The organism is Polyangiaceae bacterium (assembly GCA_020633235.1).
In the GTDB taxonomy this organism is placed as follows: domain Bacteria; phylum Myxococcota_A; class Polyangia; order Polyangiales; family Polyangiaceae; genus JACKEA01.
The window spans coordinates 1-26,439 of the sequence record JACKEA010000011.1 but is presented as its reverse complement, the minus strand read 5'-3'; the positions used below and the strand labels follow the sequence as shown (position 1 = coordinate 26,439).

Sequence of the window (26,439 nt, the reverse complement as noted above, 5' to 3'; positions counted from 1 at the left end):
CCCCAGGGGCCACGTGTGCTAGCATGGCGCTCGTGATCGGCCGCTATTTCTGCCTCGCCCTGGTCCCGCTGGCGGCAGCCTGCGTCCCCAACGACGACTCGAGCAAGACGCAGAACTCCCAACCGCCCACGGCTGTTCCTCCGGCGCCCAAACCGGTGCCGAAAGCCGTCCCGCCCCGGCCTCCCCGCCCTGCGCACAGCACGACGCCAGCCCCCAGCGCGAGCGTCGCGGCGTCCGCCAGCGCGGCGCCCGGTCCTGCGTCGGATCTCGAGGCCGTGATCAGCGAGCGCTTCGTGGACAACTTCGATCGCGCCCAGCTCGGCCCGGAGTACCTCAGCACCTCACCGGTGTGGCGGATCCAGAACGGCCGCCTGTGCGGTCAAGATGCCAAGAACCACGGCGTTTGGCTGAAGCGCCGACTACCGGTCAACGCCCGCATCGAGTTCGACGCCACCAGCGCCTCCCCGGACGGCGACTTGAAGGTGGAAGTGTGGGGCGACGGCCACAGCTACGCGACCGCCACCTCGTACACCAACGCTTCCAGCTACGTCGTGATCTTCGGCGGCTGGAAGAACCAGTTCCACGTCCTCGCGCGCATCGACGAGCACGCCCCCAACCGGCCCCAGGTGAAGGTCGACCCGGACGGCGCGCTCAACGCTCGACCCGTGGTGCCGAACCAGAGCTACCATTTCAAGGTGGAGCGTACCGACGGCAAGACCATCCGCTGGTTCGTGGACGACATCGAGATCATCAGCTTCACGGATCCCGAGCCGATGAAGGGGACCGGTCACCAGCACATGGGTTTCAACGACTGGGCCGTGCCCGTGTGCTTCGACAATCTGCAGATCACTCCCCTCGGAGGGAGCTGACCTCGAATGGAAGGCTCCGAGGCCGACATCGATTTCGAGCTCGAGGAGCTCGAGACGCGCCTCGAGCGGCTGCGCGCCCTGTACGAGCAGTACTTCCTGGGCATCGAGAAGATCGAGCCCGCCGTCGCGCGCAAGGACGTGGATCGTCGCATCTGGACGCTGCGGCGGGCGAAGTTCCGCAACACCGCGAAGCGCTTCAAGCTGCAGACGATCGTGATGCGCTACAACACGTTCCAGCAGTACTGGCAGCGCATCTGCCGTGAGATCGAGAATGGGACGTACAAGCGCCACCTGATCAAGGCGGAGAAGCTCGGCGGCGGTGAGCCGCTGACCATCGCCGCGCGCAAGCGCCTCGGCATGTTGGCCAAGGGCAAAGAGGCGACGGAAGCGCGGGAGCGGGCGAAGCGCGCCGCCGACACCGCCTCCGAAGACCTCGCCGCGATGCTCGAGAGCAACGTCGATCCGCTGGAAGAGGCAAAACGCGCCGTGGACGATGCCCTGGGGGCGATCGCGGCGAAGCCGGCCTCTGCGGAGCCCGCCAGCGCGCGGGGGGCGTCGCGCCCGCCGCCCCGGCAGCAGCAGGGCCTGGGGCGACTGGATCTGGACTTGGACCTCGACGGCCTCGACGCCGTGACGCCGCCCCCGCGGAGAGCGCCCCCGCAGACGATCAGCCAGGACGCGGAAACGCCGCGGCCGCTGCCAGTGCGCACCGCGCCGCAGCCGCGCACCGCGCCGCAGCCGCAGCCGCAACCCCGCGCCGCGCCGCAGCCGCAGCCGCAACCCCGCGCCGCGCCGCAGCCGCGCACCGCGCCGCAGCCGCAACCCCGCACCGCGCCGCAGCCGCAACCCCGCACCGCGCCGCAACCCCGCACCGCGCCGCAGCCGCAACCCCGCACCGCGCCGCAGCCGCAACCCCGCACCGCGCCGCAGCCGCAACCCCAACCCCGCACCGCGCCGCAGCCGCCACCCCGCAACGCACGTCCACTCGCGCCGCCCCTCGGCGGCCCGCCGCAGCGCCCCTCGCCATCCCCGGCATTCCGGGCTCCGCGCCCACGCGACCCCGGCCGGGCTCCGCTCCCGTGCGCCCACCGGCAAGCGTGGCCGGAGTACCCCAGCGCCCGCGGCCGCGCCGCAGCCTCGCCCCGCCGCACCGGCCGCTCGTCCGCAGCCCGCCGCTCGTCCGCAGCCCGCCGCTCGTCCGCAGCCCGCCGCTCGTCCGCAGCCCGCCGCTCGTCCCGCGCCGTCGGCCGGTCAGGGCGCCATGTCCGACCAGCGCGTGCGCGAGCTCCATCAACGGCTGGTGGACGCCAAGCGTCGCACCAACGACCCCAAGGCGGTCAGCGTGGACGGCTTGGCGAAGACGCTCCGAGCCACCGAGGACCGGCTGCGAAAGCAGCACGGAAATCGCAAGATCGACTTCGACGTGGTCATCAAGGACGGCAAAGCCGTCGTGAAGCCAATCGTCCGCTGATCAGCGGGCTACGTCGCCGGAGGAGGTCGCCAGCCGGCGTCCAGGGCGTGATTCCACCAGGACCTCGTCCTCGCAGAACAGAATCGCGCAAGACCCGCGCCCGACTTCGCGCAGGCGGCTGCAGAGCTCGACCAGCTCTTCGTCCGAGTCCACCACGTCCCCCTCGATGGGCTGGAGCGTGGCTTTGTCGTAGCGGCAGTTGTCGAGGGCCACCCACTGGCCCTTGAACTCGTCGGATCGGCAAAGCTTCTGCCAGGTCATCCGGGTCTTCATTCAGCAAATCCTTCGAGGTGGACGAAAATCCCAAAAACAGGGTGCTTTCCCCCAGAAAAGCGCGGACTGGAGAACCTAAGCTAGCTGGGGCTCCTCCTCGGAAGCGACCGGGACGGAGCTAGCCACGCTCCCGGAAATAGGTCAAGGGAACGGTGTTGCAAGAAAGCCACACACCGCACAACTCTGTGACATTGCGCAGGATTTCCGCAGTTCCGTTACCACTGCAACCAGTGCTGTTTCCGCGCCGATCCAACAAACCCATCCCCAAGGTTCATGGGAATGTCGGTCCGCCGCGGAACCACTATTTGCAGCTGGTGCCGTTGAGGGCGCCGCTGAGCTGACCGCTCGACGCGCCCATGGCGTTGGCGGCGCCGATGATGGCCTTGGCCTGGCCGCACTGGCCGTTGAGGGCCGCCCGCTTGGCGGCGGCGGGGGCAGCGGCGCGGGCACGAGCGCTGCACGAGGCCTTCTTTCCGGCGTCGGTGCAGCTGCGATAGTAGCTGGCAGCGCCGGAGATATTTCCACTTTGGGCCGCGGAAATGCAGCTGTCACAGGCGGCGGTGTTGGTGGCTGGCGGCTTGCTGCCGGTGGTGGTGGTCGGCGGCTTGCTGCCGGTGTTGGTGGTCGGCGGCTTGCTGGTGTTGGCCGTGGGTGTGGTGTCCGGCGTATCAGGAGTGTCGGGCGTGTTGGCGCTGCCGGAGCTGGCGGGGTCCACCTGCGGGGCGATGCTGGTCTGACCGCTGGACGCGCTGGTGAAGGGGTTGGTCAGGGGCTGATCGTCGTTGGAGTCGGACTTCATCTGGCGGGCTGCCACCACCACGATGCCGATGAGCAGGATCGCGCCCACGCCCGCGAGCCCGAAGATGAGGCCCTTGCCGCCACCGCTCTTGCCCGTGGCAGGAGGGGGCGGAGGCACCGCCACGGCCGGCGGGCTGTGCTGCATGGCGGGAGCGTGCACGGGAGGGGACATGGGTGCGGGGGATGCCGGCCCGCCGCCACCGCCCGCGCTGATGGCGGCGAAATCGGGGGCGGCGGCCATGGCCGCGGTGCCCGCGCTGCCGAGGGACTGGGGCGCGACCTCGTCCACGGTGATGCCGCCACCGCTGGACAGATCACTGAAGAACTCCTTGGCGGTCCCCTGGCGGTCCTCCCGGTCTTTGGACAAGGACCGGAGGATGGCCTTGCGCATCGGCTCCGGAATGTTCGTGGCGGGCGCCGTGGCCTCGAAGGGCAGCGGCTGGGCGGTCATGTGCTGTGTGGCCCACTGCCACGGGGTATCGGCCTCGAAGGGCAGCCGCGCGGTGAGCATCTCGTAGGTCATGACGCCGAGCGAGTAGATGTCGCTCCGCATGTCGAGCGCCTTGCCCGTGAACTGCTCGGGGCTCATGTAGGGCGGCGTTCCGAGCACCATGCCCTGTTGCGTGAGCTTCTGCTCCTTCTGCGCGTCCGCGGACTCCGAGCGCGCGGCGATGCCGAAATCCAGCACCTTTACGAAGTCTTTTTCGCCCGCGCGATCCGTGAGGATGATGTTCTCGGGCTTCAGATCGCGGTGGATGATGCCCTGCTTGTGGGCTTCGTCCAGGGCACCGCAGACCTGTTTCATGATCTTGAGGACGCGGTCCGGTGCCATGGGCCCGCCCTTCTCGATCACGTCCATCAGAGGCTCGCCTTTGACGAACTCCATGGCGATGTACAGCGTTCCGTCCGCCGTGGAGCCGAAGTCGTAGAACTTGATGGTGTTCGGATGCTCGAGCTGAGCAACGGTGCCGCACTCGCGGTGGAAACGCGCCAGAACCGAGGGGTCCTTGGAGAGATGGGGATGCAAGGTCTTGATCGCGACCTTGCGAACGGTGGAGCCCATCTGCTGCTCGCCGATGTAGACGACGCCCATGCCGCCTTCGCCCAGCACGCCGGTGACCCGATAGCGGCCGCCGACGATCTGGCCGATCATCGCGTCTTCGGCCTCTGCCTCCTGGACCGGCATCAACGCGCCGCACTTCGCGCAAAACCGCGCACCGTCGACGTTTTCGTGCCCACAGGCCTCACAATTCATGGCGGCGTAAGCGTCGCACGAAGGGGGGTCGGCGCGCTAGCTTCGGTCGTCACTCGTCAGGGGTGGGACCGGAGTCCGGAGCACCCGCGTCGGGGACGGCTTTTTTCGGCGGCATTTTCGTGCGCGGCGGGCCGAGCGGCGCGTCCGGGGGCCACGGCAGGATCTGCTGCTCTCCGGTCGCGCGGTCGACCAGCAACGCACGGGTGGCGCGCGCGCTGGCCGGCACCAACACCTTGCGTGTGACCACCGCGCCCGCCGCGAAGGTCGGCGGCGCATGGAGCGGCTTCCGCTTCTTCTCGGGCTCCTCGGCACCGAGCAGCGGAAAGTCGAAGCGGATGCGATCGACCAGCTCCTTGCCGATCCACAGCTCGATGGCGTAGCGCCCCATGTGGCGCTGGCTCGGAACCGGCGTGGAGTAGTGCAGCAAGCGCACCTTCTGCACGCTCACCTTGCCGTGGTCGTAGAGGATGTCGTACTCCCACTGCCGCGCTTCGTGCAGCGCCTCGGGGTCCGGCAAGCTGCCCTTCGGCTCGGGCTCGACCAGCTTGGGCGCAGCGTCCGCCCCGGCGTCCGCGGCCGGTTCGTTCCGTCCCTCGGCGAAGTGCGCCGGCAGCGTGACCCCCGGTCCGGTGTTGTTGTCGTAGCGAGCGGCGGTGCACGCAGCGAAAGTGCACAGCCCGAGCAGGACGAGAGCGGGACGCAGGGTCACGCGCGCATCGTGGTCGGCTCGGGCCCCTCAGGCAAGGCCTGCGGATCTCCGCCGACGGTGCGCCAGAGCTCCACCAGGTCCGGGGGAAAGGGCGCATGAACGCGGAAGCCGTCGTCGAGCCCGACCCAGACGGCGTGCAGTGCGATGCGCCGGAGCGCGTGCACGGAGCCGTTGGCGGCCACAACGCGGGGCGGGCCGCCGTGGGCGCGATCGCCGAGCAGCGGACAGCCGGCGGCCGCGGCGTGGACGCGGATCTGATGCAGCCGCCCAGTGACGGGCTGGAACGCGACGAGCGCGGCGCCCTTTGCGGTGGCCAAGACGCGATAGCGAGTTTCGGCCTTCCGCCCTGCGACGGGAGCCGTCCAGGTGCCCTCGGGCGGCGCGGGCGGCCGCGTCGTGATGCCGAGATAGCGCCGCTCGACGGCGCCGCGCTGCTTGGCGGCGGACAGCCGCCGCCGCGCGGCGGCGTCCGCCGCCAGCAGCACCACGCCGCTGACGCCCACGTCGAGCCGCGACGCGGCGTGCACCTGCGGCACGCCGAGCTGGGCGGCCACGGCGGTGCACAGCGACGCGAGCCCCTGCCGGTCCGGCTCCGTGGGGAGCTCCGGCGGCTTGTGGGCAGCCACGAGCCCGGCGTCTCGGGCGAGGAGCGTCACCTCCGCAGACGTCTCGCGCGGCGCGCGGATCTCGACGACGTCGCCCGCGCGCAGCAAATGATGGCGCGCGCTCATACGCCGCCCGGAGACGAACACGCGGCCCTCCGCCAGGGCCGCGTGCTCGCCAAGGCGCGCGAGCAGCGCGCCGAGGGGCTCGTCGTGCTCCACGGCGCGCCGCACCTCCCGTCGCTTCACTCGGTCACCCGCTCGACGACGCCGCGCTCGCCGTCCACCCGGACGCGATCGCCGTCTTCGAGCACGGTGCGCGCGTCGGCGACGCCCACCACGGCGGGCACCCCGAGCTCCCGCGCGAGCACGGCGCCGTGGGACAGCGTGCCGCCGCACTCCGCCACCAACGCCGCGGCGTTGACGAACTGCGGCGCGAACCCGACGTCGAGGGAGCGCATCACCAACACCTGCCCGGGGTGCGCCGGTGAGCGCTGGCCGTCCACGATGCGCACCACCCCCGTGGCGGCCTTGCCGCTGGTCGGCTCCCCACTCAACGCGCGGCTCGACGGCACACTGAAGGGCGGCGCACAGCCCACGAAGATCTCCGGCGGATCCGCCCGCATTTGATCGCGCTGCCAGCTCGCTTTGCGAGAAAGCACGATGGCCGCCAGGTCCGCCCGGCTGTTGCCGACGGCGCTGGACAGCTCGAGGGGCGTGCAGAAAAAGGCCGCGCCGCGCGGCAAGCGCGAGTCCAGACGACACAACCGACGATCCACGTCGAGCACCACGCGCCGCATCATGGCCACGGTGCGGGCGAACCACGCGCGCATCTGCTCGCGCAGACGCAGCAGCGCACGGCTGCGCGTCACCAGACTGCGGAGCAGCACGGCCTCCACATAGGACAGCTGCGCTTCCAACGTCGCGAGCTCGCGGTCCGCATCCACGCGCACGTGGCTCATGCGCTGCTCCGAATCCACCGCCAGCGAGCCCAGCGCAGCGGCGACCATGGACAGCACGGCACCGGGAGTCTCGAACCATCGCGGGCTTGCGAGCTCCGCCTCCACCACCGCGTGATCGCCGTAGGCATCGAACCACGACAAGAGCGCCTTCTTGCCCGGGCCCGCCGGCAGTGCCGCGACGTCGCTGGCGCCGGAGAGGATCGCGTCCTTGGCCGGGGCGTCGGCGCGCAGGATCTCCGTCACGTGCGAGAGGGCCAGGGCGGGCTTGCTGGTTTCCAGCTCCCCCACCCCGGCGGTCACGGCGTGCGCCAAGCGCGACGCTTCCGCGGGCAAGCTGCGGGCGATGAGCGCGCGCAGCACCAAGTGCACCGAGAGCGACGTGAGCGTGCTTCCGAGCAGCAGGCGCGCCGTCTGTCGGAAGAACGCCTGCGTCTCCCGAAGCGTGGTCTTCAGGGAATCGTCCGGCAGGATCGCGAGATCCATTTCGGCGAGCCAGCGCCGCTGCTGCTCTGCCTCGCGCTCGTAGCGCGTGACCTCGTCCGATAGTCGCTTCTGCCGCGCCAAGAGCCGCGCCGCCGCGAGAGAGAGCGCCGCCAGCGACGGCGACTTCCACTGCGCCCCGAGGGCAGCGGCCACGTCGTCGTCCGCTGCTCCGCGCACGAGCTCGAGCAAGCTGTGCGGATCGATGCCCGGCAGCGTGCGCGCCACCGGCAACAGCGCCGACAGATTGAAGTAGGGTCGACCGTGCACGCTCATCACGAGCTGGGCGCTGCGCGACATCTTGCCGCCCAGCTCCCGCACGGCGTTGCGCAGGCTCGCCTCGCTGAAGCGCTCTATGAGCGCGCCGGTGAGGGGCGTCGGCACCCGCGGCAGCAGCGCGTCCAGGCCCGAGCGCGACCACACCGTGTCCGCCGCGCCCCCGCTGGGGAAGCCCTGCCCCACGGCGCTTTGCACAGCCACGACGCGCAGCGTGGCACCCCGCGTGACGTCGAACTCCACGACGACGGGCTCCGTGGCATCGAGACGCTTCACGGCGGAGTCGAGGTCGGCGCGCGCGGAGGGAGTGAGCGCCAGCTCACGCCGGCGAGCGGGCTCCACGTCCGCGTGCGTCACCTTGCCGTCTTCGATCACGATGGCGGTCGGCTTGTTGGCGATGCTCACGGCGCGCTCCGCGCCGTCGTGCTCGAGCACGAGAGCGTCGCGCAGCGCGACGCCGTCCACCACGGAGGCTCGCGCGCCATGGGCGGCAACCACCGCCCATGGCCCCGCCTCTCCGCTCTCCGCGCGTGGGTCGTCGTTGAGCTCCGGCGAGAAGCGCCAGAGCCGGGCCGGCTCGACGCTGAGCGCCAAGCCGTGGGCAACGGCCGCTTCTTGGCGTTGGATCACGATGCCAATGGCGAAGTCCCGTACCTTGCGGTCCCGCAAGGTGTGCAGCACTCGCTCCTCGAAGGCCCGGGCCCACAGCTCCCGCACCGCCCGCGCCACTTCGTCGATGCCCCCCGGCACCAACTCCGCGAGGTCGAGGCCCGCGAGCGTCACCAGGGTGTCGTCGGCGACGTTCACGCTTGGTCGCAGCACCCAGCCCCACTCCGGCGCCCCTTGCTCCGAAAGCAGCTCGCCGAAAACGTCGAGCACGCCTTGCGGGAGACTCCCGGTGGCTAGCCGCTCGCGAGCCCGCGCCGCCCGTTCCACGCCGCTCGGTTTGTGGATCGACCGCAACAGGGAAGCGGGGTCGTGCCCTGGAGGCAAAGCGCCGTCGACGACCTCGCGGAACGCCGTCGTGGGCAGCACCCAGCCCGGGGCCACCGGCAGACCGCGGCGCTGTGCGTCCGCCAGCGCCACCGCGGCGCGACCGAAATCCTGAACGCGGGCGCCTTCGGCGACCACTTCGATCAGCGAATAGAGTCGCTCGCGTTGGCGCGCCACGCTTCGGAATTAGCAGGCCGGAAAGATCTCCTCAACCTGGAGCGATGCCAGTGGCCTTGCGCACGAGATCGACCAACACGGGATCGCTGGAAAGCTGCTCCCGGAGCGAGCTCTTCACGAACTCGAGCTGCTCCGGGGACAGCTTCCCTTCGAGGGCCTGGGTCGCTTGAGTCACGCTGGAATCCAGATACTCGTCCAAGCCGATCTCTCCGCGCTGCAGCCGACTCAAGGCCTCGCTGGGCCCCGCACCTTCCGCCGCTGCCGGCTTGTCGACCTTGAACGTCTCGCCGGTGCCGCCGACCTTGCCCGGCCCCTGAACCGGGGGGATGCCCGCGCCCGGGGGCTTGCCGATGCCATCGATGCCCATGTGAAAAGCCTATCTCAGCTGCGGCGGTGAAGCACCCCCGACGCTGTCAACGAATGTTACCGATCGCGTTCTTGACGGTGTCGTGGCGCGCCTTGAGCACGTTGGACATCGCGCTGTAGGCGCGGCTTTCCGCACTGATCCGCTCCTGCAGCTCCAGGTAGTACATGTTCATGTCCGCGTTCTGCGCGAGCACGTCCTCCACACCGCCACCGCCGGCGCCGGCTACGCCGGCAGTCCCCGCCGAGCCTTCAGCGGTGGAAGAGGCCGCACCCGTGGCGACGCCGGAACCACCGGGACGCACGGCGGCGGCGAGGATCGGCCCCCCAGGCAAGCGCCGCACGGCAGCTTCCGCGCCGTTGACGATGGCCCCGGCGCTGGCGTTCATCACCTGCTTGAAGGGGCGCGCAGGAGCCGGCGTGACTCGCGGAGCGCTGGTGGTGGGGGAGACGCCGGTGGCAGGACCGCCGGACTGGACACGAGTGGACATGAAATACCTCCGATGAAAAGGGACGTCCCCCCTTCGTCGAAGGCTTCAGGGCGGTTGCGAGAAAAACGCGGCTCAGATCCCGAACCACTCGGCGGGGTCCACCGTCTCCGTCCCCGACCGGATCTCGAAGTAGAGCATCGGGCCCTGGCCCATGTCGCCCACGGAGGCGATGCGGGTACCGGCGGTCACCTCGTCGCCGGCTTTCACCAGCAGATCTTCGAGGTTCGCGCTCACGGTGTAGTAGCCACCGCCGTGATCCAGGATCACGGTCTTGCCGTAGGCGGCGTAGGTGTCGGCGAAAGCAACTCGCCCGGCGTACACGGCACGCACCGGCGAGCCGCGGGGGACCCGCATCTCGAGGCCCGGACCGTCGGCTCCGGGGCGCCGTGCGGATCGGATCTCCGCGCGCCCTGGCAGCGGGAAGGGGAGCCGCCCCTTCATGCTGCCAAACCCCGCGGTGAGCTCCGAAGGGTCGCTCGGCCCGACGCCGGCGCCATAGACGGCGGTATGCTGAGCCGGGCCGCTGCTCTCGAAGGCGCGCTGGAACGCGAGGGCGCGATCGCTCTCGGCCAACAGCGCCGTGCGTGCCTTCGCCATGGCTTGCTGCTGCACTTCGAGCGGCCCACGGCGTGCGCGCAGGTCATCGAGCTTCTTGGCGAGCTCGACGCGACGCTTCGCCACTTTGCGTTCGAGCTCCACGTCTCGCGCCAAAGCTCGACGCAGCCGCTCGATGCGCGACGCGTGGTCCACCGTCGCTTCGAATCCGCCGCCAATGGGCAGCAGTCCAGCCCGTACCAGACGCACGTAGGCACGCCCCCGAGCGATGGTCCGTGTGTGCGCACGCTTGGCGTCCTTGGCGAGCTCGTCGAGCTCACGCTTCAGCTCCCGCTCCTGCTTGTCGAGATCGTCGAGCATGCGGTCGACGTCCACCGGCGCCGTGGCGACGGGCCTGGTTGACGGATAGCCCTGGCCCGACGCGGGAACGGCGATCCCGGCGCCGAGGGCGACGACCACAGGGAAGACGGCCCGGAGCTTCACGTCACACGACCAGGAGTTTGCGTAGGCTGGCGTAGGCCGCCGAGGCACCCAAAGTGCCTCCCAGCGCGACCATCGCGAGCGCCACGGTCCAGGGGAGAAAGCTGGGCGCCACACCCAGGAGCGCCGCGAGGTGCGCGTCGAAGTGCCCGCGCACGACGGCGTACAGCACGCCGAGAATCAAGATGGCGAGGGCAGCACCGATGGCACCTTGAGCAGCGCCTTCCACGACGAAGGGCCGCCGCACGTAGGAGTCCGTGGCACCAACGAGCTTCAGGATCTCCACTTCGATCCGGCGACGCTGAAGCGTGAGCCGGATGGTGGAGCTCACCACGCTGATCACCGCGGCGAGCACTACGATCGCGAGGATGATGGCGGCCGTGACGCCGCCCGCCAGCAGTGTTCCCAAGCGCTGACCCCAGGCCTGGTACGTCTCCACGGATTCCACCGCGGGAAGCGCGTCGAGCTGCGCGCTCAGCTTTCCCACTCGCGTCGATTGGTCGTCATCCGCCAAGTGCACCTCCAAAGAGGCGGGGAACGCCTCGGCGGGCAGGGCGGCGAGCACGTCACTGTCGGATTCGCCCACGACCTCGCGGCGCGCGTCCTCGCTGCTCACGAAGTGGACGTCCGTCACGCCCTGAGTCGCGCGCAGTGCGGACTGGATGGCCTGGATCTGCTCCGGAGTCGCCTCTGGAGTCAGGTACACGGAAGCGCGGCCGCTCTCGGCCCAGCGAGCTTGCACACCGTGGACGTTCACCACGACGAGCAGCGCGCTCGCGAGACACACGAAGGCGACGGCGACGGAGAAGATGCTGAGCAGGTGCAGCCGCCAGTCATTTCGGCTGCCGCGCCACGCTCGTTCGATGGGAGTCATCACGCCACCTTCCGGCCGAGTCGTTCCAGCCCGTCTGGGACGTCCGTGGCCTTGCCTTCGTCCAGCACCACGACGCGCCGGGGACGCACGTCCAGGAGCGAGCGGTCGTGGGTCGCGAACAGGACCGTGACGCCGGTCTCGTGGATGTCTTCGAACAGCCCCAAGATGTCGATGGCCAGCTGCGGATCGAGATTCCCCGTGGGCTCGTCCGCGAGCACCAAGGCCGGCTCCCCGACGATGGCCCGGGCGATCGCCACGCGCTGTTGCTCACCCCCGGAAAGCGCGCCGGCTCGGTCCGGCCCGCGGCCACCCAGGCCCACGCGCTCGAGGGCTTCGCCCACCCGCTTGCGGATCATGCGAGAGGAGAGCCCCAGCACCTCGAGGGGCATGGCCACGTTCTCCAACACGGACCAGTTGGGAACCAACTTGAAGTCCTGGAACACGATGCCGATGTTCCGGCGCAGAAAGGGAACGGAATCGCCGGTGAGGCGCCCCACTTCCCGCCCCATGAACAGGATGCGCCCGGCGTCGACGAACTCCGATGCGTACAAGAGGCGAAGCAACGTGCTCTTTCCCGCGCCGGAGGGCCCGGTGATGAACACGAACTCCCCGCGCTGGATCTCGAGGTTCAGACCACGCAGCACCGGCGCATCGGCGCGGTAGGCCTTGTGGACGTCCTCGAAGACCAGGATTGGCCGTCGCGCGGCGAGGGGATCGAAGCGCTTGTCGCCGGCACGCAGCACCGGGCGGAAACCCCGGCTGGTGGCCCCAGTCTCCATGGAGCCGAGGTAACAGCGTGCGCGAAATCCGAACAACTTTTCGGCGCTTCCGGGGTATCACCCCACGGCGTGAAAATCGCGGTCTTCGGCCTGCCGCTGGCGGCGCTGCTCTTGGCTCGGGACGGCCACGAGGTGGTTTTTGCAGTCCTCTCGCCGGTCGCCGCACCAGGCGAACGCCGCCTGACCCGCCTCCTCGGGGACCAGCGGGTGGTGTCCGCCGCCCGAGAGGAGCCCTCTGCCCGGGTGGAAGCGTTGTTCGACGAGCACGGGCCGGATCTGGTGGTCAGCTGGTTCTGGACGCGGAAGCTGCCCATCGAGTGGCTGGCTCGGGCTCCCGCCATTGGCGTACATCCGTCCCTCTTGCCTCGCCATCGCGGCCCCAATCCCTTCTTCTGGGCCATCGACGCGGGCGACCCGCTGACTGGCGTGAGCGTTCATCGCCTCGAGTCGGAGTACGACGCGGGTGAGGTTCTGGAGCAGCGGACCCTGCCGGTAGCGGAGATGGACTCCTGGCAGCTCGCCCGAGCACTGGATCGCCCCTCTCTCGCAGCGTTGCGCGATGTCGTCACACGGATCTCGAAGGGCGAAGTGCTCCGCGGGCGAGCCCAGGATCCCGCCCAGGTCAGCTGGGCTCCGGAGCCGGACGGTCCGCTGCTGCGGGTCGATTGGGCGTGGCCCACGGACCGTGTCTTGCGCCGCATCCGAGCGCTGAGCCCCGACCCGGGGCTCGCCGTGGAGGTGCGGGATACCCCCCTGTTCGTGACGCGGGCGGAGGCGGCGAAGGACTTCCCCTCCGCCCTCGAAGCGGGCGAAGCTGCGCTGTGGGGAGAGCCACTGCACCTGGTCATCCGCACCGGCGACGGGGCGATTCGGGTGAATCGAGCCACGCTGGCCGAAAACGACCAGATCCTTTCGGGAAAAGAGGTCGTTCACGCGATCGCGTCCCGCAAGGACGTGGTGTTAGACTGACGCCGCCACGGAGGAATTCTGAATGAGCGATCCGATCACGCTGGCAAAGACCGCCCGGGAAAGCTTGGCCCGCGGCTTGAACGCGCTGCAGACGCCCGGCCTACCCAATGATCTAGGTGGAGTTGCCGAGCCCGTGGCAGCAGCGATGAGCTCATTGCATCGGATCGAAGCTTCCAGCGGCGCCGCCTTGGGAGAAGCCGCACCGCAGGCGCTCGACGCCGTGCGGCGCGCTCTTGCCATGCTCCAAGCTCACGCCGGCAGCGGACACCCGGCCGTCGAACAGGCGACGGAGGCGGTGGCCGGCTCTCTGGGGATGGTGCACTCGCTGTCGCAGTTCCAGGGACCGGCGACGCAACCCGTTCCGCAACAGCCCGCGCCGCAACCGCAACCCGCGCCGCAGGCGCAACCCATCGCGCAGCCCCAACCCGTCGCGCCGCCGCAACCCGTCGCGCAGCCCCCTCAGGCGGGCTTCGCGCTGGGCGGGACCGCGATGATGGATCCAGGGCCGCAGCAACCTCAGCCGGCTGCGGGTTGGGGCGCGCCGCCGCAACAACAGGCTTTCGCCGCGCCGCAGGCCGCGCCGCAGCCGCAGGCCGCGCCGCAGCCGCAGGCCAACTACGGGCCCCCGCCGCAACAGCAAGGTTGGCAGCAGCCCCAGCAAGCCTGGCCGCAACCCCAGCAACAGCCGGCGCCCGCCATGGGCTCGCATCCAGGCTCCCACCCTCAAGCCGCCATGGGCTCGCACCCTCAGGCCGCCCCGGGTCCGGCCCAGCCGATCCAGGTCCCGCCGGGCACCAAACGTCTGGAGGCGAACCTCGGCGCCCACAGTCCGACCAACTTCTACAAGGGGCTGAGCGGCAACGACGTGATCGACTCTGGTGGCATCTTCGTCGCCACCTACCAAATCCCCAATCTGGGCGAGACCATCGCCATCCACGTCACGCTTCCGGGCGGCTACGAGTTCGAAGCGCTGGCGGTGGTGGAGTGGACGCGAGAGGCGCCGAACTCCTCGGCGGGCGTAGAGGCTCCCCCGGGATTCGGAGCCAAGTTCACCCAGATCTCTCCGGAAGGCCGTCAGCTCGTGTACCGCTACGTTCGCAATCGCGAGCCGCTGTTCCACGACGACTTGTGATCAAGGAATAACGCGCGGCGGATGCGCTCTCGATCATGAACTCGGCGCGCCGCACTGGTCTAGCGGCACTCGTCGGGCTGGCGCTGTCCGCCGTGGCCGCGCCGGCGCGTGCCGGAGATCCGTACCTCGAGTGGTACACGGTGAAGTCTCCGCACTTCCGCGTGACCTATCACAGCGGGCTCGAGGTACCGGCGCAGCGCGTCGCCACGTTGGGCGAAGCCGTCTATCGCCGGCTGGTGCCGGAGCTCGCCTGGGAGCCCAGCGAGGTCACCGAGGTGCTGCTCACGGACGTGACGGACTCCGCCAATGGCTCTGCCACGGCACTGCCGTACAACGCGGTGCGCTTGTTCGTCAGCGCGCCGGACGACATGTCGCCGCTGGGTGACTACGACGACTGGCTGAGCGAGCTCATCACCCACGAGTACGTGCACATCCTGCACGTCGACAACATCAGCGGCATTCCGGCCATCCTCAACTCGATCCTGGGCAAGACCTACGCGCCCAACCAAGCCCAGCCGCGGTGGATCCTGGAGGGCCTGGCGGTGGCGCTGGAGAGCGAGCACACGGGTGGCGGGCGTCTGCGTTCGTCGCAGTTCGACATGTACCTCCGCGCCGACGTGCTCGAAAACCGCCTCGCGCGCCTGGATCAGATCAGCAACCCCGCCCGCCGTTGGCCCAGCGGCAACCTCTGGTACCTGTACGGCGGCAAGTTCATCGGTTGGATTGCCGACGTGTACGGTCCGGACACCTTCGCAGCCGTCGCCACGGACTACGGCTCGAACGTGATCCCCTGGGGCGTCAACCGCTCCATCAAGCGCGCCACGGGCAGGACGTATCCCGAGCTGTACAAGGGCTGGGAGCATTACCTATCGCAGAAGTACGGGCGGCAAATGGCGGAGGTCGCGCGCCGCGGGCTGCGCGAAGGGACGCGCCTCACGCATCGCGGCCGAGTGGCGTCGAGCCCGCGCTTCGTTCCAGCGTGCGCCCGCGCGGGCAGCCGCGAAGAGGTGCTCTACTACCGCGACGACGGCGACACCCCGCCGGGCTTTTACCGCGTGCCCCTCGACGCGCGGGATCGCGCCGACGAGAGCGACGCGGAGATCGTCAGCAAGAGCGCGGGACGCGTGGCGAGCTATGAGCCGAGCTGCGGCTTCGTGTTCGACAGCGTGGCGCCGTCGGAGCGACGTTACTATTTCAATGACCTGTTCCGGCAGCCCAAGGGGACGACGGCGCCCCGCGGGCTTTCCAAGAGCCGGCAGCGCCTCACGAAGGGACGCCGCGCGCGCGATCCGGACGTGAGCCCCGACGGGCGGCACGTCGCCTACGTGACGAACCACGCCGGCACGAGCACGCTGCAAATCGCCGAGATCACCACGGAAGGCCGCATCGTGCGGCAGCGCACGCTGGTGCCCAGCGCCCGCTACGAGCAAGCCTTCACGCCGCGCTTCTCGCCGGACGGGCAGAGCGTCGCGTACAGCGCCTGGACCGCGGGTGGCTACCGCGACGTGCGTGTGGTCGACGTGAACAGCGGACGCTTTTACCAGGTCACGCGGGATACCGCGTTGGACCAACAACCAACCTTTTCACCGGATGGGAAGCGCGTCTTTTTTTCTTCCGACAGAACCGGCATCTCGAACATCTACGTGTACGAGATCGAGAGCGGCAAGCTCTCGATGGTCACCAACGTGAAGACCGGCGCCTTCATGCCCGAGGTCACGCCGGACGGACGCACGCTGTTCTACATTGGCTACACCGCCGACGGCTTCGACCTGTTCAGCATGCCGCTCGACGCCGCGCGCTACCTGAAGGCGCCGCCGCCCCCCGGCCCGCGACCGATCCCGCATCCCGATCCACCACGCCGCCACTACCCCGTCGAAGAGTACAATCCGCTCCCCACGCTTCGCCCGCGCGCCTATGAGCTCAAGCTCGGCCCCGGCACCTTCGGCGACGCCCTGAGCATCATCACCCGCGGCTCCGACATCGTCGGACACCACGCCTTCGCGCTCTCTCTCTTGGTGGAGTCGCCGGACCAGGGCGAAGTGAGCGGCAGCGCGGCCTACGCCTATCGCCGTTTGCCCTTCGACTTCTCCGCTTCGCTCTTTCGCCGCGTGGCGCCTCGCACCGGTTACCGCTACGGCGACCACCAGCCGGTGTTCGTGGAGCGGCAGATCGGAGCCCGCACGGGCATCGGCTACTCGATCCCGGGCGAGTTCGACGCGCAGTTCTTGAACCTCAGCTACACCGCGATGAAGTTCGACTCCGACCTGCCGGTGGGCACCCTCGGCGATCCCTACGCGCAGGTCACCCGCGATCCGCATCGCGGCTTCTTGGGGCAAGTGAGCCTCGGCTACTTCTACTCCAACGCCGACGGCACCGTGTACGGCATCGGCCCCGAGCGCGGCTTCACCCTGGCGTTGGGCGCCGACTTCGCCGGCGAAGAGACCGGCAGCGACGACACGCTCACCTCCTTCACCGGGCGCGCCACCGGCTACTTGCCGATGCCCTGGGCCGACCACCACGTGATCGCCGCGGCCCTCTCCGGCGGCGCCGCCGTGGGCACCTATCCGCGCCGTGGTCTGTTCTTCGCCGGAGGCTTCGTGGACCTACCGGTGCTCGATGCCTTCACTGATGGCGTGTACCAGAGCGCCTTCGTGCTCCGCGGCTACCAACCGGCGCAGTTCATCGGCACGCAGTTCAACCTGCTGAACGCCGAGTATCGCTTCCCGATCCTGTACGCCGATCGCGGCATCAGCACCTTGCCGGTGTTCCTGCGCACCATCAGCGGCTCCGTGTTCGCCGACTACGGCGGCGCCTTCAACCAGATGGACCTCGAAAAGCCCTTCGACCTCTACCACCTGGGTGTGGGCGCGGAGCTCTGGTTCGATCTCGTGCTCGGCTACTACGGTCGCGGCAACGTCCGCATCGGCCACGCTCGCGGCACCGACTCCGAAGCCGTCAGCGGCGGCCAGACCTACGTCGTCGTCTCCAGCGCCTTCTGAATTTGTTTGTTGGTCCGCCGCGGTACCGTCAGCACGGTGACTACTTGCGTTGCGCGCGCTCGAGCGTGGAGCGCAGGACCGGAAGCACCGCCAAGTCCTTCGGACGGCCAGCTCGTTCTTTGATCTCGATCAGGCGCGCCAGCGACAGCACGGCGATCTTCATGCCCTCCACGTCCACCGTGACGGTGTCCTCGAGCAAGTCCGCGTACTCCGCCGACTCGTCGATAGTGCCCAGGACGTCGAGATCCCCGTGATCGGTTTCGAGCAGCTTGTGTCCCATGGATTCCAAGTGAGACACGTTGGGCACGATTTGACGCGGATCGCCACGGAACCGGGCGTTCACCTCGCTCAGCGCCGCGGCGAGGCGAGCTATGTTCGTCGGCGTGCGAGCGTAGAGGATATCGACGTCCAGGGTGATGACCGGTGCGCCCTGCAGGACCCCTGCGGTCATCCCGACGACGATGTGGTCCACCTTGTGGAGCGCGAGGGTCCGAAGCAGCGCAACGGTGTCAGCGGGCATCTTGGCTGAGCGCGGCGACGGAACGGCGTGCCGCATCGAACCACCGCAATCGCTCGGCGGGTGTACGCTCCAGCATGCGGTCGATCTGAGTCACGTCGACTCCGCGCGAGTCGTAGGCATGCTCGAAGCTCTTGTCCACGTCCTCGGTGGCGCTGTCGCGGATCCTGACCTCGAGCTCCCGCCATTCCTCGGGCGAGAGGGCACCCTCGCGTTCCGACAGCTTCCCGCCGACCCAGCGCGCGCTGCCAACGACCTGGTCGTGCCGAGCCAGCACCACCCGATCCGTTTCCCAACGAAGCTCGAGCTCGGCCTTCACTGACGTTGACGGTAGCCCCGCATGTCGGCGCCCGCAATTGCCGCCCACTCTTCGCTCTGCCCACTTCCGCGCCCCTTCAAAGAGTGGTTCCGCGGCGGACCAACATCACCCGGAATTTTCCCGAATCCTTCCGGCCCTGCTAGGGACCGGAGCCATGCGGTCGAAAGGCGTGCTCCTCAGCCTGGCCCTCGGAGCAATGACTCTGGCGGGCTGCCTCGCTCCTCCGTCCCAGGCGTCGCGGGTGACGGACGCTGCACGGGAGCTGAACCTGGCCACGCGCTTCGGGCGCATGGACATTGCGCTGTCTCACACGGCCAACGGCGCCCGGGATGCGTTCCTCGACCGGCGCGGCCAGTGGGGCAAGCACCTGCGCATCGTGGACGTGGAGCTCGCCGGGCTCGCGATGAAGGACGAGCACCAGGCGACGGTGCAAGTGGACGTCGCCTGGGTGCGCGTGAACGACGAGAACCTGCGGACCACTCGCGTGGCGCAGGTGTGGCGTGACGACGAAGGCTGGCAGCTCATCCGCGAACAGCGCTTGGCCGGAGACCTCGGGCTGTTCGGCGAGCCGATACCGGTGACCGCTAGCGAGGCGCGCGACGTTCAGTTCCCGTCGCGCACCATTCGCTGACGATCACTTCGACTTCTTCTTCTTGCCGCTTTCGGCCTTCTCGGCCTTGCCCTTCTCGGCGCGGCGCTGCTCGCGCTCCTTCTTCTTCCGCTGTCCTTTGCGGCGGCGCATCTTGGAGCTGTGGCGGCTATCGAACCTTCCCATGATCTCGTCTCCGTAAGCTGTGCCCTCGAGCGAAGGTCGCCCGAAGGGGTAGCCCCATTACCCAACTCTTGGCCGAGACGCCAGTCGGTTATCCGCTGGATGCGTCCTCGAGAGCGCGTTCGCGATCGCGCACCTCGAGGCGATATCGACTGTTGACCGTCTCGATGTAGAAGACGTCACGCGAAGCGAGGCGCAACACGCGCTTCACTGGCGTCGTGACGTACTCGTGCATGCCGTCCGAAAACTCGATGACCACGACCGAGCCTTTGCGGGGTGCCCGCACCAATCGCCCGGTCACGGCGCGTGACCCTCGCCCGAGCTTTCGGAGGACGACTTGCACGAGGTTAATCTAGCAAGTGGTTTCGGCGAGTCCAACCCCGGACTTCTCGGCCCGTCTCATCCGTCATGTGGATGGGGGGCGTATTTGTTCACCCTCACGGTGCGTGCACGCCCTTCACACCCTTGGTGGCGAAGTAGGCGCGAAGGACATTTCTCGCCAACTCCGGCCCTTTGATGCGCCAGGTGGGAGTGTTCACCACAAGCGAGGCGATGGCGACTTCGGGCTTTTCCGCGGGCGCAAAGCCCACGAACCAGGTGTAGAGGCGGTTTGCCTTGTGGCGGGTGAGGGTCCCCGTCTTTCCAGCCACGGTGATCCCGGGCAAGTACGGCCGCCCGCGGCGGTCGTGGAAGCTCTTGTAGGCGGAGCCGTTGGCCACCGTCTCTTTCATCATCTGGGTCACCTCGGCGGCCGTCTCCGGCTTCACCGCACGCCGCAGGGTGGTGGGCTCGTCGGTGTCTTCCCACACCTTCTCCTGACCCTCGTACACCGCCCGCACGATGCGCGGCTGGAGCGCGACGCCGCCGTTCGCCACCGTCTGCGCCAACACCACCGCCGCCAGCGGCGACAGGCTCGTGTGCCAGAACCCGGCGGACGCTCGCGCGAACTCGAGCGGGTCGTTCGGCATCTCGATCTTCGGCGCTTCGTTGGGGATCACGAAGGGCACCGGCGCGCCGAAGCCATAGGCGCCGCCCATCGCGGTCTCGTCCTCGGGCGTCAGGTGCTTCTGCGCCAAGCGGGCGAACACCACGTTCAAGCTGCGGCCGAGAGCCATGGCCATGGTCGCGCACCACTTGTCGCGCTTCGGGTCCTCCCGGAGCTCGTCCGCCATGATGCGGCTCCGACCGCCGTGGTAGCACTGCTCCGTGTGGGCATTGAGGCCGGCCTTCTCCACCAACGCGGAGGCCGTCACCACCTTGAACACGCTCGCCGCCGGCGCTTCTGCCCGGGCGTTGACGTCGAACTTCTCGCCTTGGTTCACGTAGCTTGCGTAGGCGATCAGGTTGCCCGTCTTGACGTCCATCACCACGACGCCGGCCTCCGGCACGCGGTACTTCTTCATCTCGCCTTCGGCCGCCCGCTGCACCACCGGATCCAGCGTCAGCTCCGCGTATTTTCCGTCTCTGAGGGGCGTGAGCACGCGTCGGGGCCGGAGCTGCAGCCGCATCAGGTCGAGCCCTTCGAAGCTCGGCCCCTTGGGCTTTTCCGCCACGTTTTGCGCTCGGGGGGCGAGCTTTCTGAGTGCACCATCGAGACCGATGTCGCCGCGAACCACCGGCACCAAGGCCGAAATGATCCCTACGGCGGCGCCGACCCCTATCCATCTGCTCCACCGTGCCATCGCCCTCGGGTTACCGGGGGTCGCGGTCTCCGGCCAAAAAAACGACCTTCCTGGTTTGTTTGTTGGAGCGGCGCGAGCCCCGGCGCGCCGCCCGGTCAGAACATGATGCCGGCGCGTGCCCCGAGCTCGTGGAGCGTCGTGCCGCCCGGAACCTGCGCTCGGTCCGTCGTCTCGGTGGGCGTGCGGTAGAGGTCGTAGTTCAAGCTCAGCCGCGCGTGGCGGGTCGCCCAATAGTTCACTCCGAGGCCGAGTCCCAGCACCCGGATGTCACCGTCGATGCCTTCGGGATCCGCGGCGCCCTTGCGCTTCGCCGAGTCGTAGCGGAGGCCGAGTCCCTCCACGCGGACCAGCGCTTCGATCTGCTGCGCCGGTACCACCGGGTCGTAGTGGGCGAAGTCCAGCGACCGGGGACGGACGCCGGTGCCCGGCTGGCCGCGCAGGCGCGGCTTGCCCCACAGCGTGACACCCGCCACCAGGTAGCCCCCCACGCCCGAGAGCGTCCCGGTGCGCTCGGTGTTTTGCGACTGAAAGCCCTCCACGGCTTCCCGGGTGTCGTCGTCCATCAGCGTCACTTCGCCCCGCAGGTCGAGCACGCCGAGGAGCAGGGACGCCTCGAGCCCGACGGCGCGCTGAGCATCTGCGGGAATGACGTGCACGCGACGCCCGAGCGAGTCGGCGTACACCGGCTGCCACAGGGCAAAGCCTTGTTGCGTGCGGACGCTGGGCACGTCGTAGCGGACGGCATCGCTCTGCCGCCACCCGCCGCGCACGCTGGCCCCGACGACGAGGCCGCTCTTTTCACCCAGCGGCGTGAGCGTCACCCGCGCGAGGGCGTCCCCCCGGCGATCGACGCCGGGGCGGTTCCTTCCATCTCCGGAGACGAATCCGAGCTGATAGCCGAGCAGCGCTTGCGGCACGTCGCCCCACAGCATCGCGCCCACGTCGCGCACGTTGGGGCTCGCCACGGTGCGCGTCGCGATGGACCGCTCGTGAAACGGCAGAGACCCGAGCGCGGTGCTGGTCTCCATGCCGAACGGCTCCCGGAACTGCCCGACCATCACGTGCAGCTCGTCCGCCGCCTTCAGGTCGACCCAGGCGTCGAGGATGCCGGTGGCGTTGCCGGGCGCCTGGGGACTCTCGTAGCGCGCGCTCGACGCCGTCGGCGTCTGTCCGGGGGGCGCCGCGTAGATTTGCTTGTCGCCACCGAGCGGCTGTCCGTCGGCGGCGAGGGTGAGCTGCCAGCCGATGCTACCGAGCACCTGACCGCCGAGGCCCACGCGCGCGGCCCGCACCACCGTGCGCGGTGCGAACTGCGCCGTCGCGGTGTTCTTTCCCATCCACGCCTGACCGTCGACCAGCAGCATGGCGCTCGGATACAAGCGGAAGCTGTCGGACGCGTCTCGCAGATAGAAGACGCCGCGGTGGTAGCCGGCCAGCGGGTTTCCGTCGTGACCCAGCGACCAGGGCGGAGGCTCCTCCGCCCTCGCCGTGGCCGAAAACAGCAGTGAAACGACGAGCACGGGGAGGAGACGAAGCGACGACATGGCGCGGACGGTAGCGCATTCGAATGGAAAGCTGCGACACTCGCGGTAAGCTGGGCTCGATGGATGCCGCCCCCTACAGCGAGAGCCTCGAGGTCGAGAGCACCTCGGTGCTGCTGGCGCTGTCGGGGCCGCAGAACGCCCTGCTCGGCGAAGTGTCCCGGCAGAGTGGCGCCGAGGTGAGCCTGCGCGGAAACGTGATCTACCTTTCCGGCGTGGAAGACGACGTGCGCGTCGCGCATCGCTTCCTCACGGACGCCGCCACGTTGGTCAGCCGCGGCTACGAGATCGGCCCGCACGACGTCGCGCGCTCGCTCCGCGGGCTACGCAAGCACCCGGAGTCGTCCCTCGTCGATTTGCTGGACGAGGTGATCCTCATCACGCCGCGGCGGCGACCGGTGGTGCCCAAGGGTCCGGCGCAGCGGCTGTACATCGAGGCCATCAAGAACCACGACCTCACCTTCGGCATTGGCCCGGCGGGCACGGGCAAGACGTACTTGGCGATGGCCATGGCCGCCAGCGCGCTGATGCAGAAGAAGGTGAAGCGCATCATCTTGACCCGACCTGCGGTGGAGGCGGGCGAGAAGCTCGGCTTCCTGCCCGGGGATCTGGCCGAGAAAGTGAATCCGTACCTGCGTCCGCTGTACGACGCGATGCACGACATGCTCGAGTTCGACAAGGTCGAGCAAATGCGGGCACGCGGGCAGATCGAGGTCGCGCCGTTGGCGTTCATGCGCGGCCGGACGCTGAACGACTCCTTCGTGATCCTGGACGAAGCGCAGAACGCGACCAGCGAGCAGATGCGCATGTTTCTCACGCGCCTGGGCTTCGCCTCCAAGGCCGTGGTCACCGGTGACATCACGCAGACGGACCTGCCGTCCGGCGCGCGGAGCGGCCTGCGAGAGGCGCGGGATCTGCTGTCGGAAGTGGACGGCATCTCCTTCTGCGCCTTCACCGACGCGGACGTGGTGCGTCACCCCCTGGTGCAGAAGATCGTCGTGGCCTACGAGGCGCGCGACGAAGAAGTCCGGCGGCAGAAAGAGGAGCGGCGGGCCGCGCGAGAGGCGGAGGCTGCGGAAGGGGAAGAATCGTGACGACGAGCGTCGTAGGCAACGGCGGCGGGCGGAAGCTGAGCCCGCGGGCGGAAAAGAGCGTGGGGCTCTTGTCTCGGGTGGCTTTAGAGCTGTCGCAGTCCCCACGCCTTTCGGGAGCCACGGTGAGCCGGCCGCATCCGCTTCTGTTGCAGGTGAGGCGTGGTTCGCACTCCGTCTTGCTGGCCCCCGCCAGCGTGTGGGACAAGGGGCGTGACCTGCTCGCGCCCTTTGCCGATGGCATCGCGGCCTACGAGACCCGCGTCATCCTGATGGGACGCCCCAGCGACGCCAGCCTGGACGAAGCCTTGAATCGCGGTCTCGCGGCGCTGGTCTCGGAGGAACCGTCCACGGCGGAGCTCACGGTGGCCCTGCACCAAGCCTTCGAGCTGATCGAGGTGAAGGCGCGCAGCGAGAGCCGCGGCAAGTGGATCAACCGCTACCGCTACGAGCTCGGCGAGCTGATCGAAATCGCGCGGGCGCTGACCACCGAACGCGAGATCGACAGCCTGCTCTCGCTGATCTTGGAGAAGAGCCGCTTCGTCACCGGCGCGGACGCCGGCAGCGTATACGTCGTGGAGGGCGAAGATCCGGACCTCACGCGCTGCTCGCTGCGCTTCAAGACCAGCCAGAACGACTCCATTTCCTTCGACTCCCGCGAGTTCACCATGCCCATCAGCCGACGCAGCATGGCGGGCTACGTGGCGCTGGAAAAGAAGACCGTCGGCATCGCGGACGTGTACGAGATGCCCGCGGACTCGCCCTTCGGCTTCGACCGCTCCTTCGACGAGAAGATTGGCTACCGCACCAAGAGCATGCTGTGCACGCCGTTGGTGTCCAAGGGCGGCGACGTGATCGGCGTACTGCAGCTCATCAACAAGAAGCGCGAGCCGTCGCAGAAGCTGCTTTCCAAGGACGACGCCGAGCGCATGGTGGTGCCCTTCGACGAACGTAGCGAGCAGCTCCTGCACACGCTGGCGGCGCAGGCCGGCATCGCCCTCGAGAACGCGATGCTGTACGAGGAGATCCGCAGCATCTTCGAAGGCTTCGTGCGCGCCAGCGTGGACGCCATCGAGCAACGGGATCCGACCACCAGCGGTCATTCGCGACGCGTGGCGGAGCTCACCGTGGGGCTCGCTCACGCGGTGGAGCGAATCGACGCCGGCCCCTATAAAGACGTGCTCTGGAAGCGTGAGGACATCCGCGAGATCGAGTACGCGTCCCTGCTTCACGACTTCGGCAAGATCGGCGTGCGAGAGCACGTGCTGGTGAAGGCCAAGAAGCTCTATCCGCACGAGCTCGATGCCATTCGAGATCGCTTCGACTTCGTCGCGCGCACCATCCAGGTGGACGTGCTCACCAAGAAGGTGCACGCCGTGGAGCGCAACGCCGCGGCTTCGGAGCTCGAAGCTCTGGACAAGGAGCTCGAAGAGCGCCTGGCGGAGCTGGAAGAGGCGTGGAACACCATCAGCCACGCCAACGAGCCCACGGTGCTCGCGGCGGGCGACTTCAAGCGCATCGGCGAGCTCGCGCGGCAGACGTATCACCGGCTGGATGGCAGCCAGTCCGCGCTGCTCCTGGATCCCGAGGTGAAGTCCTTGAGCGTGACGCGGGGGTCGCTGACGGCGGAGGAGTTCGACGAGATCCGCAGCCACGTGACCCACACCTATCGCTTCCTCTCGAAGATCCCTTGGGGCAAGACGTTCTCGCGGGTGGCGGTGATCGCCGGGGCCCATCACGAGCGCCTCAACGGCACGGGCTACCCGAATCGCCTGCACAGCGCGGAGATCCCGCTGCAAAGCAAGATGATGACCATCAGCGACATCTTCGATGCGCTGACGGCGAGCGATCGCCCCTACAAGCGGGCCGTGCCGGTGGAGAAGGCCCTCGACATCTTGGGCTTCGAGGTGAAGGACGGCCACGTGGATGCCGAGCTCGTGCGCATCTTCACCGAAGCGAAGCCCTGGGAGCAGATCATGGGTGCTCTGTACTGAGCCCCATGGAAATGTTTTTCCCGCCGTGAATTGTTTGCGTAGCGCACGGTGGACCCAAGCTGGCGATCTTGCGGGAATCTCCGGCTGCTGAGGGGTGCGTGCCGGAGGCACGGGTCCTGCTAGTGTAGCGACGGATGAGAATGCCTGTGACGCGACGCGTCAGCGCGGAGTGGCGGGCCCGATGGGCGCCCCACCGAAGGCAGGCAACGACGGCCTGGGAGGCGTGATGCGGGGCTCACCTGAACGCATGTTTCGGCGCACGTTCTGGCCACGCTTGGTGGTGTTGGCAGCGTGCCTTGGTGTGGCGATTCCAATCGGCTGCTCCGGTGACGACAAACCTCTTCCAGCAGCGGGGGGTGGCGTCGGCGGGACGGGCGGATTCGGGGGTGGGCTCAGCGGCACGTGCACGACGGAGGGGGAAACTCGCGCGTGCGGCATCACCCTTGGCCAGCACGACGGCGTGCTCTCCTGTTACGAGGGGACGCAGAGCTGCACCAATGGTGCTTGGACCACCTGCGGCGACGGCGAGGTCGTGAACAAGGCGGCGCCGCCGAATCGCCAAGACAGCCCCAACTCCAACACCCAAGCGCTGGGCCCTTCTCAGGACTGCCTGAACAACCCCTGCGATCCATTCTGCGAGACCTTCGACGAACAGCCGGACTCCGGCGTTACCGCGGAGGCGGGCGGCACCGTTTACACCTGGCCCGGTGGCAGCCTGGGCGATCTACCGCCCGGTTTGATCAACAAAGGCCTCAAGGAGCCGTGCAAATCTGCCGCCGATTGCCAGTTCAATCAGTACTGCATCGAGCCTTCGACCAGCTCTTCCTGCGAGCACAGCAAGTGCTCGACGGGCCTGCCACTCACCGACACCTGCGATCCCTGCGTCACTTCCATCTGCGCGACCAATCCCAGCTGCTGTACTTCGGCCAGCAGCACGTGCACGCATGACCCCTGCACCACGGGCGGGCGACTGAAGAGCAGCTGCAACTCGTGCGTCGCCTCCATCTGCGCCGTCG

General features: G+C 68.6%; 26 protein-coding genes. 9 read left to right on the top strand and 17 right to left on the bottom strand.

All coding sequences use genetic code 11. From position 1 onward, the window contains the following. Positions 1–23: 23 nt before the first annotated feature. Positions 24–869: a hypothetical protein gene (locus tag H6717_41100; GenBank protein ID MCB9583503.1), complete on the top strand. Its 846-nt coding sequence runs from the start codon at positions 24–26 to the stop codon at positions 867–869. Between the two features lie 221 nt (positions 870–1,090). Here H6717_41100 and H6717_41095 read toward each other — a convergent pair whose 3' ends face one another. After that, positions 1,091–1,819: a hypothetical protein gene (locus tag H6717_41095; GenBank protein MCB9583502.1), complete on the bottom strand. Its 729-nt coding sequence runs from the start codon at positions 1,817–1,819 to the stop codon at positions 1,091–1,093. A gap of 311 nt (positions 1,820–2,130) precedes the next feature. Here H6717_41095 and H6717_41090 point away from each other — a divergent pair, with 311 nt between their 5' ends. Further along, a complete protein-coding gene (locus tag H6717_41090; protein MCB9583501.1) occupies positions 2,131–2,340 on the top strand; it encodes a hypothetical protein in 210 nt (69 codons plus the stop codon). Here the strand turns inward: H6717_41090 and H6717_41085 are convergent, their stop codons facing one another. From H6717_41085 to ftsE, 10 genes are all read right to left on the bottom strand, one after another. Continuing rightward, the gene (locus tag H6717_41085) at positions 2,341–2,613 is read right to left on the bottom strand and encodes a hypothetical protein (GenBank protein ID MCB9583500.1); all 273 of its coding nucleotides are present in this window, start codon (positions 2,611–2,613) and stop codon (positions 2,341–2,343) included. A 301-nt stretch (positions 2,614–2,914) separates the two neighbouring features. Beyond that, on the bottom strand, positions 2,915–4,666 hold the full coding sequence (locus H6717_41080) for a protein kinase (GenBank protein ID MCB9583499.1): 1,752 nt from the start codon (positions 4,664–4,666) through the stop codon (positions 2,915–2,917). A gap of 49 nt (positions 4,667–4,715) precedes the next feature. Further along, positions 4,716–5,375 carry a hypothetical protein gene (locus tag H6717_41075; protein MCB9583498.1) on the bottom strand — a complete coding sequence of 220 codons (660 nt, stop codon included), beginning with the start codon at positions 5,373–5,375 and terminating at the stop codon, positions 4,716–4,718. Beyond that, positions 5,372–6,226, bottom strand: coding sequence for an RluA family pseudouridine synthase (locus H6717_41070; protein MCB9583497.1), 855 nt, complete (start codon positions 6,224–6,226; stop codon positions 5,372–5,374). Before H6717_41070 ends, H6717_41075 begins: the two co-directional genes overlap by 4 nt. Beyond that, the gene (locus tag H6717_41065) at positions 6,223–8,865 is read right to left on the bottom strand and encodes a hypothetical protein (GenBank protein MCB9583496.1); all 2,643 of its coding nucleotides are present in this window, start codon (positions 8,863–8,865) and stop codon (positions 6,223–6,225) included. Before H6717_41065 ends, H6717_41070 begins: the two co-directional genes overlap by 4 nt. Positions 8,866–8,896: 31 nt before the next feature. Beyond that, entirely contained in the window at positions 8,897–9,232 is a 336-nt protein-coding gene (locus tag H6717_41060; protein ID MCB9583495.1) for a hypothetical protein, read from the bottom strand. A gap of 46 nt (positions 9,233–9,278) precedes the next feature. Next, positions 9,279–9,719, bottom strand: coding sequence for a hypothetical protein (locus H6717_41055; protein ID MCB9583494.1), 441 nt, complete (start codon positions 9,717–9,719; stop codon positions 9,279–9,281). A gap of 72 nt (positions 9,720–9,791) precedes the next feature. Continuing rightward, positions 9,792–10,757 carry a peptidoglycan DD-metalloendopeptidase family protein gene (locus H6717_41050; GenBank protein MCB9583493.1) on the bottom strand — a complete coding sequence of 322 codons (966 nt, stop codon included), beginning with the start codon at positions 10,755–10,757 and terminating at the stop codon, positions 9,792–9,794. Between the two features lies 1 nt (position 10,758). Beyond that, on the bottom strand, positions 10,759–11,628 hold the full coding sequence (locus H6717_41045) for an ABC transporter permease (GenBank protein MCB9583492.1): 870 nt from the start codon (positions 11,626–11,628) through the stop codon (positions 10,759–10,761). After that, positions 11,628–12,407 carry a cell division ATP-binding protein FtsE gene (gene ftsE, locus H6717_41040; GenBank protein MCB9583491.1) on the bottom strand — a complete coding sequence of 260 codons (780 nt, stop codon included), beginning with the start codon at positions 12,405–12,407 and terminating at the stop codon, positions 11,628–11,630. The genes H6717_41045 and ftsE overlap by 1 nt, the downstream gene beginning before the upstream one ends. A gap of 69 nt (positions 12,408–12,476) precedes the next feature. Between ftsE and H6717_41035 the strand changes: the two genes are divergently transcribed. The 3 genes from H6717_41035 to H6717_41025 are packed head-to-tail and all read left to right on the top strand — an operon-like array spanning position 12,477 to position 17,507. Then, positions 12,477–13,376 (top strand): hypothetical protein, encoded by a 900-nt coding sequence (locus tag H6717_41035; protein MCB9583490.1) that lies wholly within the window; start codon positions 12,477–12,479, stop codon positions 13,374–13,376. 22 nt (positions 13,377–13,398) lie between these two features. After that, on the top strand, positions 13,399–14,508 hold the full coding sequence (locus H6717_41030; protein ID MCB9583489.1) for a hypothetical protein: 1,110 nt from the start codon (positions 13,399–13,401) through the stop codon (positions 14,506–14,508). A 35-nt stretch (positions 14,509–14,543) separates the two neighbouring features. Beyond that, positions 14,544–17,507 carry a PD40 domain-containing protein gene (locus H6717_41025; GenBank protein MCB9583488.1) on the top strand — a complete coding sequence of 988 codons (2,964 nt, stop codon included), beginning with the start codon at positions 14,544–14,546 and terminating at the stop codon, positions 17,505–17,507. A 40-nt stretch (positions 17,508–17,547) separates the two neighbouring features. Here H6717_41025 and H6717_41020 read toward each other — a convergent pair whose 3' ends face one another. Together H6717_41020 and H6717_41015 are read right to left on the bottom strand one after the other, a co-directional pair. Continuing rightward, positions 17,548–18,027, bottom strand: coding sequence for a hypothetical protein (locus H6717_41020; protein ID MCB9583487.1), 480 nt, complete (start codon positions 18,025–18,027; stop codon positions 17,548–17,550). Beyond that, complete coding sequence (locus tag H6717_41015; protein MCB9583486.1) at positions 18,017–18,343, bottom strand: hypothetical protein; 327 nt, start codon at positions 18,341–18,343, stop codon at positions 18,017–18,019. Before H6717_41015 ends, H6717_41020 begins: the two co-directional genes overlap by 11 nt. A 154-nt stretch (positions 18,344–18,497) precedes the next feature. Between H6717_41015 and H6717_41010 the strand changes: the two genes are divergently transcribed. Further along, positions 18,498–18,974 (top strand): hypothetical protein, encoded by a 477-nt coding sequence (locus H6717_41010; GenBank protein ID MCB9583485.1) that lies wholly within the window; start codon positions 18,498–18,500, stop codon positions 18,972–18,974. A gap of 3 nt (positions 18,975–18,977) precedes the next feature. Here the strand turns inward: H6717_41010 and H6717_41005 are convergent, their stop codons facing one another. The 4 genes from H6717_41005 to H6717_40990 form a co-directional block, all read right to left on the bottom strand. Next, positions 18,978–19,118, bottom strand: coding sequence for a hypothetical protein (locus tag H6717_41005; protein MCB9583484.1), 141 nt, complete (start codon positions 19,116–19,118; stop codon positions 18,978–18,980). An 88-nt stretch (positions 19,119–19,206) separates the two neighbouring features. After that, positions 19,207–19,416, bottom strand: a complete 210-nt coding sequence (locus H6717_41000) for a hypothetical protein (GenBank protein MCB9583483.1) — start codon at positions 19,414–19,416, stop codon at positions 19,207–19,209. A gap of 136 nt (positions 19,417–19,552) precedes the next feature. Continuing rightward, a complete protein-coding gene (locus tag H6717_40995) occupies positions 19,553–20,737 on the bottom strand; it encodes a penicillin-binding protein (protein ID MCB9583482.1) in 1,185 nt (394 codons plus the stop codon). A 155-nt stretch (positions 20,738–20,892) separates the two neighbouring features. Then, entirely contained in the window at positions 20,893–22,341 is a 1,449-nt protein-coding gene (locus tag H6717_40990; GenBank protein ID MCB9583481.1) for a hypothetical protein, read from the bottom strand. Positions 22,342–22,400: 59 nt separating this feature from the next. On the opposite strand from H6717_40990, the gene H6717_40985 reads away from it, so the two are divergent. The 3 genes from H6717_40985 to H6717_40975 form a co-directional block, all read left to right on the top strand. Further along, positions 22,401–23,432, top strand: a complete 1,032-nt coding sequence (locus H6717_40985; GenBank protein ID MCB9583480.1) for a PhoH family protein — start codon at positions 22,401–22,403, stop codon at positions 23,430–23,432. Then, positions 23,429–25,423 (top strand): GAF domain-containing protein, encoded by a 1,995-nt coding sequence (locus tag H6717_40980; GenBank protein MCB9583479.1) that lies wholly within the window; start codon positions 23,429–23,431, stop codon positions 25,421–25,423. The genes H6717_40985 and H6717_40980 overlap by 4 nt, the downstream gene beginning before the upstream one ends. A 226-nt stretch (positions 25,424–25,649) precedes the next feature. Next, a partial coding sequence (locus H6717_40975; protein MCB9583478.1) for a hypothetical protein occupies positions 25,650–26,439 on the top strand: 790 nt, incomplete at its 3' end.

Coding starts and splice junctions, on each gene's coding strand:
- H6717_41100 (MCB9583503.1), top strand. CDS start 24: ATGGCGCTCGTGATCGGCCGCTATTTCTGCCTCGCCCTGGTCCCGCTG.
- H6717_41090 (MCB9583501.1), top strand. CDS start 2,131: ATGTCCGACCAGCGCGTGCGCGAGCTCCATCAACGGCTGGTGGACGCC.
- H6717_41085 (MCB9583500.1), bottom strand. CDS start 2,613: ATGAAGACCCGGATGACCTGGCAGAAGCTTTGCCGATCCGACGAGTTC.
- H6717_41080 (MCB9583499.1), bottom strand. CDS start 4,666: ATGAATTGTGAGGCCTGTGGGCACGAAAACGTCGACGGTGCGCGGTTT.
- H6717_41060 (MCB9583495.1), bottom strand. CDS start 9,232: ATGGGCATCGATGGCATCGGCAAGCCCCCGGGCGCGGGCATCCCCCCG.
- H6717_41055 (MCB9583494.1), bottom strand. CDS start 9,719: ATGTCCACTCGTGTCCAGTCCGGCGGTCCTGCCACCGGCGTCTCCCCC.
- H6717_41045 (MCB9583492.1), bottom strand. CDS start 11,628: ATGACTCCCATCGAACGAGCGTGGCGCGGCAGCCGAAATGACTGGCGG.
- ftsE (MCB9583491.1), bottom strand. CDS start 12,407: ATGGAGACTGGGGCCACCAGCCGGGGTTTCCGCCCGGTGCTGCGTGCC.
- H6717_41030 (MCB9583489.1), top strand. CDS start 13,399: ATGAGCGATCCGATCACGCTGGCAAAGACCGCCCGGGAAAGCTTGGCC.
- H6717_41025 (MCB9583488.1), top strand. CDS start 14,544: ATGAACTCGGCGCGCCGCACTGGTCTAGCGGCACTCGTCGGGCTGGCG.
- H6717_41020 (MCB9583487.1), bottom strand. CDS start 18,027: ATGCCCGCTGACACCGTTGCGCTGCTTCGGACCCTCGCGCTCCACAAG.
- H6717_41010 (MCB9583485.1), top strand. CDS start 18,498: ATGCGGTCGAAAGGCGTGCTCCTCAGCCTGGCCCTCGGAGCAATGACT.
- H6717_41005 (MCB9583484.1), bottom strand. CDS start 19,118: ATGGGAAGGTTCGATAGCCGCCACAGCTCCAAGATGCGCCGCCGCAAA.
- H6717_40990 (MCB9583481.1), bottom strand. CDS start 22,341: ATGTCGTCGCTTCGTCTCCTCCCCGTGCTCGTCGTTTCACTGCTGTTT.
- H6717_40985 (MCB9583480.1), top strand. CDS start 22,401: ATGGATGCCGCCCCCTACAGCGAGAGCCTCGAGGTCGAGAGCACCTCG.